The organism is Rhizobium chutanense, assembly GCF_002531935.1.
In the GTDB taxonomy this organism is placed as follows: domain Bacteria; phylum Pseudomonadota; class Alphaproteobacteria; order Rhizobiales; family Rhizobiaceae; genus Rhizobium; species Rhizobium chutanense.
This window is the reverse complement of the sequence record NZ_NWSV01000003.1, coordinates 196,850-210,549: the sequence shown is the minus strand read 5'-3', so window position 1 is coordinate 210,549 and position 13,700 is coordinate 196,850. Positions and strand designations below refer to the sequence as shown.

The 13,700-nt window shown below is 61.3% G+C and carries 14 protein-coding genes; 2 read left to right on the top strand and 12 right to left on the bottom strand.

What is annotated here, in order from left to right:
- Positions 1-13 precede the first annotated feature (13 nt).
- From CO666_RS06050 to CO666_RS06000, 10 genes are all read right to left on the bottom strand, one after another.
- On the bottom strand, positions 14-1,372 hold the full coding sequence (locus tag CO666_RS06050; RefSeq protein ID WP_097611192.1) for an MmgE/PrpD family protein: 1,359 nt from the start codon (positions 1,370-1,372) through the stop codon (positions 14-16).
- A gap of 9 nt (positions 1,373-1,381) precedes the next feature.
- Complete coding sequence (locus tag CO666_RS06045; protein ID WP_097611191.1) at positions 1,382-2,167, bottom strand: amino acid ABC transporter ATP-binding protein; 786 nt, start codon at positions 2,165-2,167, stop codon at positions 1,382-1,384.
- A 12-nt stretch (positions 2,168-2,179) separates the two neighbouring features.
- Positions 2,180-2,962: an amino acid ABC transporter permease gene (locus tag CO666_RS06040; RefSeq protein WP_097611190.1), complete on the bottom strand. Its 783-nt coding sequence runs from the start codon at positions 2,960-2,962 to the stop codon at positions 2,180-2,182.
- Entirely contained in the window at positions 2,959-3,705 is a 747-nt protein-coding gene (locus CO666_RS06035) for an amino acid ABC transporter permease (RefSeq protein ID WP_097611189.1), read from the bottom strand. The genes CO666_RS06040 and CO666_RS06035 overlap by 4 nt, the downstream gene beginning before the upstream one ends.
- A gap of 24 nt (positions 3,706-3,729) precedes the next feature.
- Entirely contained in the window at positions 3,730-4,560 is an 831-nt protein-coding gene (locus CO666_RS06030; protein WP_097611188.1) for a transporter substrate-binding domain-containing protein, read from the bottom strand.
- Between the two features lie 155 nt (positions 4,561-4,715).
- The gene (locus tag CO666_RS06025) at positions 4,716-5,297 is read right to left on the bottom strand and encodes a TetR/AcrR family transcriptional regulator (RefSeq protein ID WP_097611187.1); all 582 of its coding nucleotides are present in this window, start codon (positions 5,295-5,297) and stop codon (positions 4,716-4,718) included.
- A 235-nt stretch (positions 5,298-5,532) separates the two neighbouring features.
- Positions 5,533-6,381, bottom strand: coding sequence for a polysaccharide deacetylase family protein (locus tag CO666_RS06020; RefSeq protein WP_097611186.1), 849 nt, complete (start codon positions 6,379-6,381; stop codon positions 5,533-5,535).
- A 182-nt stretch (positions 6,382-6,563) separates the two neighbouring features.
- Positions 6,564-8,447, bottom strand: coding sequence for an ABC-F family ATP-binding cassette domain-containing protein (locus CO666_RS06015; protein WP_097611407.1), 1,884 nt, complete (start codon positions 8,445-8,447; stop codon positions 6,564-6,566).
- Positions 8,448-8,539: 92 nt separating this feature from the next.
- Positions 8,540-9,589: a GGDEF domain-containing protein gene (locus tag CO666_RS06010; protein ID WP_097611185.1), complete on the bottom strand. Its 1,050-nt coding sequence runs from the start codon at positions 9,587-9,589 to the stop codon at positions 8,540-8,542.
- Positions 9,590-10,696: 1,107 nt separating this feature from the next.
- The gene (locus CO666_RS06000) at positions 10,697-11,206 is read right to left on the bottom strand and encodes a DinB family protein (protein ID WP_097611183.1); all 510 of its coding nucleotides are present in this window, start codon (positions 11,204-11,206) and stop codon (positions 10,697-10,699) included.
- Positions 11,207-11,343: 137 nt separating this feature from the next.
- Between CO666_RS06000 and CO666_RS05995 the strand changes: the two genes are divergently transcribed.
- Together CO666_RS05995 and ndk are read left to right on the top strand one after the other, a co-directional pair.
- Positions 11,344-12,033, top strand: a complete 690-nt coding sequence (locus tag CO666_RS05995) for a glutathione S-transferase family protein (protein WP_097611182.1) — start codon at positions 11,344-11,346, stop codon at positions 12,031-12,033.
- A gap of 81 nt (positions 12,034-12,114) precedes the next feature.
- Positions 12,115-12,537 carry a nucleoside-diphosphate kinase gene (gene ndk / locus CO666_RS05990; protein ID WP_003574140.1) on the top strand — a complete coding sequence of 141 codons (423 nt, stop codon included), beginning with the start codon at positions 12,115-12,117 and terminating at the stop codon, positions 12,535-12,537.
- A gap of 100 nt (positions 12,538-12,637) precedes the next feature.
- On the opposite strand, the gene CO666_RS05985 is transcribed toward ndk, so the two are convergent.
- Positions 12,638-13,141 carry a hypothetical protein gene (locus CO666_RS05985; RefSeq protein WP_097611181.1) on the bottom strand — a complete coding sequence of 168 codons (504 nt, stop codon included), beginning with the start codon at positions 13,139-13,141 and terminating at the stop codon, positions 12,638-12,640.
- Positions 13,138-13,683: a CGNR zinc finger domain-containing protein gene (locus CO666_RS05980; RefSeq protein WP_097611180.1), complete on the bottom strand. Its 546-nt coding sequence runs from the start codon at positions 13,681-13,683 to the stop codon at positions 13,138-13,140. Before CO666_RS05980 ends, CO666_RS05985 begins: the two co-directional genes overlap by 4 nt.
- Between the last annotated feature and the right edge of the window lie 17 nt (positions 13,684-13,700).

Sequence of the window (13,700 nt, the reverse complement as noted above, 5' to 3'; positions counted from 1 at the left end):
GGGAATTCCTTCGTCAAACGAGGTTTGGGGCGACATCCTGGTTGAGCAGCGCCAGCAATCGGCGAAGATCGGCAGTGCTGCTCATTGTCCGGACGAGCGACGGGATATCGGCGTAGGCGGGATGGCACGCCGTTGCGTCGCGAAATTTTTCGGTCGGATCAGTGATCCCCGGCAGGCCGTCGTAGCGGCGCTGGATCGTGCTGCCGTCGTGAAGCAGGATATCGACGATGACGAAGCGGGTCCGGGGATCGCTCGACATGCGCGGCGCGCTGTCGTCATGGCGCCGGTGGGTGCGGCGGGCAAGTTCCATCAGCCGCGGCGCAACAGGCTGTTCGTCGAAATGATCGAGCCGCAGAGCGCCGTCGATCAGGGCGGCGGCAAATACGTATTCGGGACTGAAGCGCGCCTCGATCCCATTGGTGGGCCTGCTCACCACCAGGGCCGCATCGGCGCCCGGCGGGTAGGTGAACGTGATGCGCTCGATCGCCTCGGCGCCGAGGCCTTCCTCGTTGAGGCCGATGCCGACGGAAGCGACCGGATGGCTGGCGGTGCAGCAGGGATAGGCCTTCAAGGTCAGCCCGGGCGCCACGATCTGCCATGGCGAACCCCAGTTTTCGGTCAGGGCCGAGGGGTGTTCCGCGCCGAAGGCATAGGCCGAATGGAACCCGGTGGGATGATCGAGGAAATCGCGTGCGCCGCCGAAGCCGGCCGCTGCCAATCGCGCCGACAAGAGCCCGGATCTCGCCGCCATGCCGGCATGAAAGGGTTTGGCGTCCGTGCCGAACTGCAGCCGCAGGCCTGACGATTGCGTTGCCGCAAGGCCGAGCGCGATGGCGGTCTCGTCGATCGAGGCGCGTGTCAGATGAGCGATCGCGGCAGCCGCGCCGACCGTGCCGAGCGTTGCCGTGGCGTGGAAACCATTCTCGTAATGTTTCGAGCCGAGCGACAATCCAAGCCGCGCCATGGCTTCGAGCCCGACGATATAGGCGGCGACCAGTGCATTCGCGGAAAATTCGCGCTCGGCCGCGAATGCCAGCAGGGCCGGGACGATCACCGTCGTCGGGTGGCCGCGCACGCTTGCGTGCACGTCGTCGTAGTCGAGGACATGGCCGGCATGGCCGTTGACGAACGCCGCGATCAGCGGATCGGTCCGGCGCGTGCTTCCGAGCAGGATCGCTTCGCCCGGGAGATGGGCGCCGATGGCATCGGCCAGAATGCCGGTCGTTCGGTCCCGGGCGCCTGCGATCGCGCAGGCGAGAAAATCGATGATCGCCGCACGGGCCGCGTCCACAGCCGCAGGATCCTCCAACGGATCCGCAGAGATGATTGCCTGGGCAAACGCCGAAGTCAGGGGTGCGAATGTGGTTGTCATGACGAAACCCTAGTTGTCTTCGCCGCGCATCGGCCCGCGCCCACCGGCCAGGCCGCCGACGAATTGGCGGATGCGTGGATTGTCGAACCTATGAAAAATCTGTTCGGGGGAGCCGTGGTCGACGATGCGGCCGTTTTCGGTGAAGACGACGGTGTCGCTGATCTCCTCGGCGAAGCGCATTTCGTGGGTTACCAGAATGCTGGTCATGCCGTCGCGAATGAGGTCGCGGATCACCCACAGCACCTCGCCAACCGTCTCGGGGTCCAGCGCAGAGGTGACTTCGTCGAACAGCACCAGTTCCGGCTTCATCGCCAGCGCGCGGGCAATCGCGACGCGCTGCTGCTGGCCGCCGGAAAGCTGGCCGGGATAGGCGTCGGCCTTTTCCGAGAGCCTCACCTTGTCGAGCAGTTCGCGCGCCCGTTTTTCCGCCTCGCGCCGCTCGACGCCGAGGATGCGGGTCGGGGCCAGCACGATATTCTCCAGCACCGTCAGATGGGGAAAGAGATTGTATTGCTGGAAGACGATGCCGACGCGCTTGCGCAGCGCGATGCGTTCGCTTTCCCTGGCCAACTGATCGACGCGGGTGCCGTCGACCGTGATGCGGCCGTGCTGCGGCGTCACCAATGCGTTGATGCAGCGCAGGATCGTCGACTTCCCAGAGCCGGACGGGCCGATGATGGAAACCGCATTGCCCCTGTTGACGGTCAGATTGATGCCCTTCAGCACCTCTGTCTGGCCGAAGGACAGGTGCACGTCCTCCAGTCGCACGATCGCTTCGTCTTTTGTTGTATTCATCGTCTCAGATCCTCAGGCCGCGTTGAAACGTCGCTCGAGGCGTCGTGTCAGGCGGGCGATCGGGTAGCAAAGTATGAAGAAGGCGGCCATCACCACGATATAGGCGATGATCGTGAAGTCGAGGCGGCGCACGGAGGTGCTCGCATCCGTTGCCGCATGCAACAATTCATGCACGCCGACCAGCGAGGCGAGCGACGTGCCCATGGTGATGGAGGCCAATACGTTCATCCATGGCGGCAGCGAGCGCCTGAGGCATTGCGGCAGGATGATCCAGCGCAGCGCCTCGCTGCGCGAAAATCCGAGCCCCTTTGCCGCTTCCCACTGCGTGGTCGGGATCGAAAGGATGGCGCCGCGGGTGATCTCGGCCACATAGGCGCTTGCCGGTATGGCAAGGCCGATCACTGCCTTCAGCCAATCGGGGAAGGGCAGGTAGTTGCCGGCCACCACGATTTCGAAGGGAAAGATGTAGGTCGTCGCGAAGATCAGCACGAGGTGCGGTGCATTGCGAAAGACCTGCACATAGGCGACCACAGGGTAGCGCACCAACCTGTAGGACGCCAGTTCCAGGATGCCGAATACGGCTCCGAGCGAGGTTCCGAGCATCATCGCGCACAGGCTGATGACGACGTTCATCATGAAGCCGGAAGCGAGATAGGGAAACCACGTCACCAGCTCGCGCCCGAGCGTCAGGTCGGCCAGCGACCAGACGAGGATGACGAGCGGCAATGCCACGAAACCGATATTGCGCAGCAGATGGCTGCTCCTGCGCGGCTTGGAAAGCGCCAGTGTCGTCATAGGCCATACCCCGGCACGGCGAGCTTGCGCTCCACCCACAGGCCGATCCGGGCAACGGCGAGATTGATGATGCTGAAGAACAGCAGGATGACGATCATCAGCGACACCACGTTGTCGCGCTGGGTCCACACCATGATCGAGGCATAGGTAATCTCGCTGACCGCAATCGCATTGCCCACCGTCGTCAACTTCACCAGATTGATGAGATTATTGACGATCGCCGGCAGCGAGGCCCGAAATGCCAAGGGAACTTCGACGTAACGAAGGATCTGCAGCTTGCTGAAGCCGATGCCGCGCGCCGCTTCCACCGTGGCCGACGGCACTGCCTCTATGCCTGCGCGGATCGCTTCGGCGTGCAAGGCGGCGATGTGCAATCCGACCACCGCCACCACCCAGAAGAACGGCGTCAGCGGATTGTTCTGCGCTCCGCCGACCAGGTTCGATACGAATGTATTGAGCACAAGGAAGCTGAACATCAGCTGCACCAGAGTCGGGGTGTTTCGGGTGATTTCCACGAAGGCGCGCACCGGCGCCGATAGCCAGAGCCTGCCCGATGTGAGGCAGGCGGCAAACAGCAGCCCGGCAATCAGGCTGACGGGAATCAGCAAGACGATCAGATAAAGCGTGGTGATGAAGCCGTCACGCCATATCTGCGCCTCGTAGCCCGTTGCCAGGAATTCGTAGTTCAGGCCGAGCCTGTTCGCCAAAGTGACGAACAGGCTGGTCATGCTGGTATCCTGCATGTCGATCCGCCAGTGCAACCTGTCTTACTTGCTGGCCGACAGGGTCTGGCGCTCCTGCTCGAGATATTCGGTATTGCGGAGCCGGTTCGCCTTGGCAAATTCGAGGAGCTTTCCCGACGCATGGAGCTGCCGGATCGTTTTATCGAGCGCCTCGGCCGTCTCCTTTTCGCCCTTGCGGACCCAGATTACGGAATCCGAAGGCAGCAGCTCGGTCGGGAAGAGGATGGTGTAGTCCTTCCACTCCTCGGGCCGGTCCTCCAGCAGCAGGCCGACGGTGGCGCCGACATGGACGGCTGCGACGCAGTTGCCGCCCTGCAGCGCCAGCAGCGACTCCGGCTGGCTCGGCAAGCCCTTTACCTCGGCGCCATATTGCTCGATCAGCGGCTGGGTGAAGTTCGACCCTTGCGAAACGCAGACCGGCTTTCCCTTGAGATCGGCCCAGTCCTTCAGTCCGCTGTCCTTGCGTCCGACGGCGGCGCCGCCGCTGCGGTCATAGGGTGTCGGCACCCAGTCGAGCACTTTGGCGCGATCCTCCGTGTATTGCATATTCGCAATCAGGATATCGACCTTGCCTTGCTGGAGAAATTGCACGCGGTTCGGGGGAGTGACGGTGACCGTTTCGAGTTTGACGCCGAGATCGTCGGCGAGTGCCTTGGCAATATCGAGATTGTATCCCTTCTGCGTCTGTGACGTCGGATCGATATAGCCAAAGGGGGCGCCCGACAGGATGACGCCGACGGAGAGGGTGCCGCGGGCTTTGATGCGATCAAGCGTGGCGTCCGCGAATGCTTGCGTTGCCGCCAGCAGCGAGATCGACATGGCGAGGAGCGCCTTCGGGAAAATTTTGCGTGACATGTTTGAGCTCCGTTTTTGAAGGAAGGGCTGAGGGATCAGTTCATGATCTCGAGCAGCGCGAGGCTTTTTGAACTGCATATTTGGGTCGCCCACAGTCGCCACCTGGCAAACAGGCGAGGCCGAAAAGGCTGGCGACGGCGTCAGGGTAATGTCGATCACGGCTCACCTTCAGGCCCGTTGAAGCCGCCGGCTTGGAGAAGAGCTGCGGCCGTCTTTCGGGCGACGTCTGCGGGCCTTGCTTCCGGGCGCAGCACCGATCCGGCAAGAGCGCCTTCGTAGAGAAGGAGCAGTTGCTCGCTGAGGTCGTCGTAGGCGGGGCCGAGCGGGACGAGCCGGGCGAAGAGTTCGCGAAGAAATAGCTTATGCGCGTAGGCCACGTCGCGTATCGCGGCGGAGCCGGGATTTTCCGTCACCGCAATGAGGAAGGCGCACCCCCGAAAGGCCTCGGTGCGTGTCTTGTCGGACAGGCTGTCGAAAATGGCGAGAATCGCAGCCGCACCGCTTTTGCCCGAGATCAGCGCCTCCATCTGGCCGCTGACAAACGTATGGCGCTGCTCGAGATAGGCAATGATGAGGTCCTCCTTGCCGCCGAAGTGACGGTAGAGGGTGGCGCGGGCAATCTTCAGCTCCCGGACGATCTCGTCGATGCCGACCCGATATGTGCCGCGCCGGTAGAAGAGATCGCTGATCGCATCGAGTATTTTGGCGCGAAACGACAGCCGGAGGGACGGGGGCATGGTGATCCATTGAGAGAGAAGGAACGTTCTTTCTCAAAAGATCATTATCATGATAGATTATATAGATTTTATTTTTCGAATTGAGTGCACGCCTTGGAAAATCTTCCGCCTCCGCCGTGGTTTTGGCCATCGCCTCAACCAACATTCCAGGCAAAGCGCGAAGCGCTTTTGCCGGGACGTGCGTTAAAACAAAAAGTTAGAGCGGTTCTGCGCTTCCGTGAAAAGCTGCACCGCGCTAGCGGATCGTTACGAAATCGGCCGAGGCAAGGACGTTGTTCGGCACCGGCGCCTTATTGAATTTCAGCGTCACCACCTTGTAGCCCTCGGCTTCGAGATCCGAAAGCAGCGTCGGCAGCATGGTCGCCGTACGTTTATGGATGTCGTGCATGAGGATGATGCCGCGGCCGCGCTTGTGCAGCAGGTCCATCGTCCGCTGCGTCACGGAGAGCGGCGTTGTGGCGAAATAGTCCTTGCTGTCGATATCGACATCCATGACCACCATATCGCGCATGGCGATCGCGGTGCGAAGCCTGTGGCTCTCGGCAAGATAGGGGAAGCGGAAGAAGGAGACGTCGGTTCCCGTCGCCTTGGTCACCGCCAATTCACCCTTGATCACCTCGGCCATCGCCGCGTCGAAATCGAGCGAACTCAGGTTGGCGTGGTCATAGGTGTGACTGCCGATCGTATTGCCGTTCTCGGCGACCTTGCGGGCGAGCGCCGGATGCAGTTCGGCCATTTCGCCGACCATCATGAAGGCGCCCTTGACGCCGAACCGGTCGAGGATCGCCAGCACCTTGTCGGTCCGGCCCGGAATCGGGCCGTCGTCGAAGCTCAAGATCACTTCCTTGTCCTGCAGCTTGAGATCGGCAAGCGAGGAAACCTCCAGCGTCCGTCCGGCCAGATGGTGCCAACCGGTCATGCGCGGTGCTTCATCATCCTCGGAGCGCTTGCTGGAAAGCGTCCGTCCCTCAGGCGCAATCACCGAGGCGGTTTTGATCGAGGTGTCGGGGGCCTGTCTGGTGGTGCTGCAGGCGGAGAGGGCGGCCGCGAGGGCGATGCAGGCCAAGACGAAAAAGCGATGCATGGAAAGGGCTCAACAAATCAGTAACGAATGTTGAGACAACCTTTCGAATTATGGTTAACGATCGGTTGAGATCGGCGGGAATTGTGTTGATGCGCGGCACTTCGCCGCGTTTTCGAGAGCATGATGCCGAAAAGTGTCAGCGGTTTTCGGGCGACAACATGCTCTCATTCTAAGGCCGGTGGTTATCCGGCCATCGCTTCTTCGTATTCGGCCGACAGCATCAGCCAGTCTTCCTCGGCGGCCGCCAGTTTCGCCGCAGCCTCGCCGCGCTGCTTTGCCTTCTCTGCGGCCTTGGCGGGCGTCTTTTCGTAGAGAACAGGGTCTGCAAGTTCCGCGTCAAGCGCCTGAATCTGTTTCTCCAGCTTCGCCGTCAAGGATTCGATTTCGTTGATCTTTTTCCTGAGTGGCGTCAGCGAGGCGCGCTTTTCTGCGTTGAGCTTGCGCTGTTCCGCCTTCGACGTCGCGTCTTCAATCAGCTGCGGCTTTTCTTCTTTTTTTTTACCTGAGGTAACGATCAGGTCGCGGTATTCGTCCATGTCGCCTTCGAAGGTCGTCACCGTGCCGCCATTGACCAGCCACAGCCGGTCGACCGTCGCCTCGATCAGGTGACGGTCGTGCGAAATGAGGATGACCGCACCTTCATAGTCGTTCAGCGCCTCGATCAGCGCCCGGCGGCTGTCGATGTCGAGGTGGTTCGTGGGTTCGTCGAGGATCAGCAGGTTGGGCGCATGGAAGGCGGCAAGCCCCATCAGCAGCCGGGCCTTTTCGCCGCCGGAAAGATCCTTGGCGGCCGTTGCCATCTTCTCTGTCGCAAGCCCCATCTGGGCGACGCGGGCGCGCACCTTGGCCTCCGGCGCGCCGGGCATCAGCCGGCGTACATGTTCGACCGGCGACTGCTCGGGAATGAGATCGTCGAGCTGGTGCTGCGCGAAGAAGCCGATCTTCAGGCTCGGCGCCAGCTTCACTTCGCCGCTTTCCGGCGCGAGCCGGCCGGAGATGAATTTGGCGAAGGTCGACTTGCCGTTGCCGTTCGAGCCGAGCAGGGCAATGCGGTCGTCATTGTCGATGCGCAGGTTGAGGTTCTTCAGGATCGGCTTGCCGGGCTCGTAACCGACGGCGCCGCTCTGGATGGCGACGATCGGCGAGGCCGGCTGCTTTTCCGGCTCGGGAAAGGTGATCGGCGTGACGTGATCCTCGATCACCGCGGCGACCGTTCCCATACGCTCGAGCGCCTTGACGCGCGACTGCGCCTGGCGGGCCTTGGAGGCCTTGGCCTTGAAGCGGTCGATGAAGCTCTGCAGATGTTTGCGCGCCGCCTCGTTCTTGGCCTTGGCCTTGGTCTGCAGCTCGTCGGCCTCGGCCTTCTGCCGCTCGAACTGGTCATAGCCGCCGCGATAGAAGGTCAGCTTCTTCTGGTCGAGATGCACGATCGAATTGACCGCATTGTTCAGGAGGTCGCGGTCGTGGCTGATGATGATGACGGTATGCGGATAGCGGCGGATGTAGTCTTCCAGCCACAAGGTGCCTTCGAGATCGAGATAGTTGGTCGGCTCGTCGAGCAGAAGCAGGTCCGGCTCGGCAAACAGCACGGCGGCAAGGGCAACGCGCATGCGCCAGCCGCCGGAGAAGGAGGAGGCGGGACGGGCTTGCGCGGCCTGGTCGAAGCCGAGGCCGGCGAGAATGCTCGCCGCGCGCGCTTCGGCCGAATGTGCGTCGATATCGACGAGACGCATCTGGATTTCGGCGATGCGGTGCGGGTCGGTCGCCGTTTCCGCTTCGGTGATCAGGGCTTTGCGTTCCTTGTCGGCGGCAAGCACGATCTCGATCAGCGCGTCTTCGGTTGCCGGTGCTTCCTGGGCCACCTGGCCGATGCGTGCCGCCTTCGGGATCGACACCGATCCGGTCTCCGAGCCGAGATCGCCGGTGATGACGCGAAACAGCGTCGACTTGCCGGCGCCGTTGCGCCCGACGAGCCCCGCCTTCGTGCCCGAAGGCAGCGAGACGCTGGCATTGTCGAGAAGCAGGCGCCCGGCTATACGGGCGGAAATATCGGTAATCGTGATCATGGCCGGCGTTTTGGCCGAAAGTGGCCGCCAAGGCAAGAGCATGCTCGTCCGCGGCAAGGCGGCTTGTTCCGCGGCGAGCCGCTCGTCCGCCTTTAGCGGCCGAAGGCCTGCACCGGCTGACGCGGGTTCGACTGCGCGGCGAAAAGCGCCACGCGTGCATTGGCCTGAAGTTGCCCTGGAGATGCGGCATCGGCGCTGAGCGCCACGCCGATCGAGATGGTGAGCCGGCCCGGAGCGATTTTGTCGGATGTCGCGAAGACGAGATTGTCTTCGACCGAAGCACGCAGGCGCTCGGCGATCGCCATGGCATCCTGCATGCCGACATTGGAAAACAGGAAGGCGAATTCGTCGGCTTCCGTGCGGGCGACGAAGTCGTTCTTCTTGATCGATTTGCGGAAGAGGCCGGCGAGCTTCTTCAGAAGCTTGTTGCCGGCCTGCGTGCCGTATCTGTCGTTGAGCTCAGCGAAATTGTCGATATCGACCATGATCAGCGCGTTGCCGGCCGCACCTTCTTCGCGCTCATAAAGCTCTGCTATCACCCGGTTGAATGCGATGCGGTTCGCCAGTCCGGTGATTTTGTCGGCAACGGTGGCCGATTGCATCGCCGAGATCCCGCGTTCCAGCACTTCCAGCGCCTTGATGTCGTCCTGAAGCCTGGCGCCGATGTCCATTTCCGCCGAAAGTACCGCGGCAAGCGAGGCGGAGAGATAGTCGACCTCGCTGGTGAAGGCGGCAAGGCTCTGGTCTTCGTGGCTCGAGACCGATTTCAGGATCTGACCGCAGGCGCGCGCAAAGGCATCTCTGTGTTTGAGACCTTCGGCAAGCCTCTCCGCAACGTCGCGCAGCATCCGGCTCGCCTCGTTCCGCGACGTCTCGCCCGCCAGTCCGCAATGGCCGACGAGCCGGTATTTCAACCCGAGTTCGTCAAGCATCGGCTGTTGCGGCTGGGACCCGAGTGCGGCGATATCCTGCGCAAGTCCGGCATTGAGCCCGACGATTGCCTCGTGGAAGAGTTCGTAGTTGCGCGGCAGTGCGGCAACGTTCAGGCGCGCCATATGCTGGGCGATCCTCTGGATGTCCGTCATCGGCGACGGGCGCGCGGCCTCGCGCGGCACCAATGCGTTTGCGCTTGCATTCTGCATGACGATCCCTCGCGACCCGGCCTATCTCTCACATCCCGCTATGCCTGCAAGCATTTAAGAGAGGCTGAATTTTCAATGGGAAACCTGGGATTTACGGCACGAGCGGTTAATGCAACCTTGATGGCGAGACCTCACGTCCACCCGCGACTTTCGCTGGGTCACCTGTTCCACACATGTAGCGCGCAAGATCAAATGGCAACAGAAACTGCAGTGACGGACGCCCACCGTCGACGTGTTTTCCGATTCATGCTTTAACGCATGCACCGGTAAAACTGGCAGGGGTTCTCGATGGCCGGCCGAACTACTTTTCTATGCACGCTATTAATTTCTGCGTTTACAGCCACTTATGTATACGCAGACTGGCAAGGCACGCGGTGGGGTCAATCACTAGAAGAGCTAAGAGCGAGCGAAAGGCAACTTCAGCCCGTGGTTGGGGCCGCGATGGAGGACCGTTCCCTTCCGGCATATGGAAAGCCGCTTCTTTCGGGGCCTTACAAGGCAGGGGCTGAGAAGTTTTCTGCCGATTATCTATTTAATAGCAACAAGCTTTCTGCAGTTGTTCTCTATATGAGCGATCGAGAGCAAGCCGTGAGGGTTAATGCACAGCTCCGCGCACAATACGGTAGGCCAGAACTCGATGACCTCGACCTTGGTCCTCCGACATACTGCACGACGGAGACGCGGACTTGGCGCGACAGCGAGCGGGGAAACCTTGTCACGTTTCGAGGCCGAATTTGCAGGGCGGAGACATCGCAATACCTTATCTACAGGCCGATCGTCGGATCGATGAAGAGTGGCTTGTGAGAGGTATCAAGTCTGATGACAAAGCGCGATGAGGACGAGAAGCCTCCCGAGAAAAAGCAGGAAATCGAATATTATCTTGAGCTTAGAGGCGGCAGAGAGATCAAGGCATTCATAGATTTCTTTAAAATTATGAAGTCGCTTTTCTCACGAAAAGACTGAACGCGAAGGCGATCGAAAGCAGATACCGCTCTGCACTGAGGTGCCATTTGAACTTGCGCTGCTATTGTTGCATCTCTTGCCGCGAAATCCACCCGAAGCCTTGCGTTTAAGAGCTTTCATGTGATCTTGGGGGGGCATAAGGCCTCACATCCACTCGCGGCCCTCGCCACGCAGGAAGTAGATGAGATCCAGCTGGAGGCTCGGTTTGCCGAGTGCTGTCAGCGTCATATGGCACTGGCCGCGATGATGGGTCTGGTGGTTGAAGAGATGGGCGAGCGCGGGAGCCAGCGGCTGGGTGATCTCGATCGGCTGCGTCACGGGCACATAGGTGAAGTCGGCAGCCAGGGTGGGTTCATCAAGTGTGCCCGTCCAGGCAATGATCCGTTCGTCCTCGGCTTGGCGCGCAGCGGTCAGCGCATCCAGCGTTTCGAAGAGAATAGCATCGAGTGTTGCCGGCGCTTCGCCGGTGCCGGTGAAGCGCTTCATCCATATCCGGTCGGCGACGAGCAGATGATTGAGCGTGCGATGCAGCGAGCCGAAGAAGGCGCCGCGATCGCTGCGGAATTCCGCGTCGCTGAGTTCGGCCGCAGCCGCATAGACTCGGGCGTTGGCCCAGCGGTTATAGGCGGCGAACATCCTGTAATGTCTGAGCATCTGGTTCCCCTGGTCATCGCCCCAGTCTAACCCGTTTCTCCCGCAAATCGCGGTGATGCGCCCATGAAATTTCCTGATTTGATCACGGGCGTTTTCTGTCGTCGAATGAATGCAGCTTCGATCTCGAAAGGACTGTCATGACCAGAGCCCTCTATTCCCTCTGCGGCGCCGACGAACGGCACTTCTTCTCGCCCCATTGCTGGAAGGCGGTGATGGCGCTGGCGCATAAGGGGCTCGATTTCGAGGAAATTCCGACGACATATGCCCGCATCCGGGCGATCGGCGGCGGCGTCTCGTCGACCGTGCCGGTGCTCGACGACAACGGCCGGCTGATCGCCGACAGTTTCGACATCGCCCTCTATCTGGAGGAGGCCTATCCCGAGCGGCCGTCGCTGTTCGGCGGCGAGGGCGGCAAGGCGCTGTCGCGCATGGTGGAAGGGTATTCGCAGATGATCATCCACCCGGCGATCATGCGCATCGCCCTTCTCGACATCCATGCGAACCTCGACGAGGGGGACAAGGCCTATTTCCGCGAGAGCCGTGAGGTCAGGCTCGGCAAGCCGCTGGAAGTGGTTGCCGCCGGCAGCGAAGCGGAGAAGGCTTCTTTCGGCGCCAAGCTGGAACCGCTGCGGCACATGCTGAAGTTCCAACCTTTCATCGGCGGGCAGGCGCCGCTCTTTGCCGACTATATCGTCTTCGGCGCGCTGCAATGGCTGCGTGTCTGCGCCGGTCTTGCCATGCTGGCCGCCGATGATCCCGTCATGGCCTGGTTCGAACGCTGCCTCGATCTCCACCAAAGCCGGGGCCGGACTGTGACAGCGGCGTGAAATTGCCGCCGACCTCTTGTTTTCGGGCGTTGGGGCGGGTAAAGACCGCCCACTTTTCCCGAGAAAACAGAGGATTTGACTATGGCGATTGAACGCACCTTCTCGATGATCAAGCCTGACGCAACCAAGCGCAACCTGACGGGCGCCATCACCAAGATGCTCGAAGATGCCGGTCTGCGCGTCGTCGCTTCCAAGCGCGTCTGGATGAGCCGCCGCGAAGCCGAAGGCTTTTACGCCGTTCACAAGGACCGTCCCTTCTTCGGCGAACTCGTCGAAGGCATGACCTCCGGCCCGACCGTCGTCCAGGTGCTGGAAGGCGAAGGCGCCATCCTCAAGAACCGCGAAATCATGGGCGCGACCAACCCGGCCAACGCTGACGAAGGCACGATCCGCAAGGTTCACGCGCTGTCGATCGGCGAAAATTCCGTTCACGGTTCGGATGCTCCGGAAACGGCTGCTCAGGAAATCAAGTACTGGTTCTCCGACACCGAAGTCGTCGGCTGAGACCACGCTTCGGCATTGGCTTGCAATGCCTTGAATTGACTCTCGAAAGCCGGGGCTCGCCCCGGCTTTTTCTATAGTGCGCCTTTTCTATGCCAGGCATCTACGCCGGGCACTTGTCGGTGTTCGAAAAATCGACGCTGCCGTCAGGCTTGAAGACCTCGGGGTTCTTGTCATAAAGCGCGCCGATGACGAGCGGCTTGCTCGGCAGCACCGTCTGGTCGAGGTCGGAGCGGAACTCGGTCTTCAATTTCTGCAGCACCTTGCCGTCCTTGTCGACCAGCCGGACGCTGACGGAGTAGGGACGGTCCTTGCGCACGCAGTGCAGCTTTTCGCTCTGCAGCGCGATCTTGTCGTCGATCGGATAGATCTTCTGGTTCAGCACCAGCGGATCGCCGCCTTGCGGATTTTCGAATTCGGCGATGATCAGAGAGCCGTCGGGGATCGGCCCCGTCTTCTTCAGCGTCAGCAGATAGGTGGCGCTGGCGACGCGATAGTTGAAGACGAAGAGATGGCCGGTGACCTCGACCAGATTTTCGGCCTGGCGCTGGCAGGCGGAAAGTAGAAGGCCTGTTGCAGCCGCTGTGACGATCAGATGTTTCCTCATGGCGTCTCCTCCTTCTTGCGGCGGTAGTGCCGGTTGGCCTTGGCGCGGTTGCCGCAGACCGCCATGTCGCACCAGGCCCGGCTCCTGTTCTTGCTGCGGTCGATGAACAGCCAGCCGCAATTGCCGCAGATCTTCATGCGCTGCGGATCAGGCATGGCGATCAGCCGCAGCACCGAATGGGCGGTGGCCGCGGCCAGGCTGCCCGGGCTTGCGTTGCGCAACGTTCTCGCCGTCGCTTCCAGCAGCGCGGCCAGCAATTGGTCGTCGCCGCCATCGAGTATACGCTTGCGGAAATAGAGGTCGATTGCTTCCCGCAACGCGATGAAATCCGTCTCGTTTTCCGCCGAGACCGGTGCGATATCGCCGAAGAGGGCACGTTCGGCGCAGAATTTTGCGGCCGCCTGCGGAAAGCCCCGCATCTGCTCCCCGATCGCAAAGCGGTCGATCCGCCGCGCTGAATCGTCGCGCAGAACGACGCTGTTGGCGACATCGAGCGCCAGTGCGCCACCGGCAAAGCGGTGAGGGGTCCAGGAAAAGCTCATGATGAAATTATAACTGG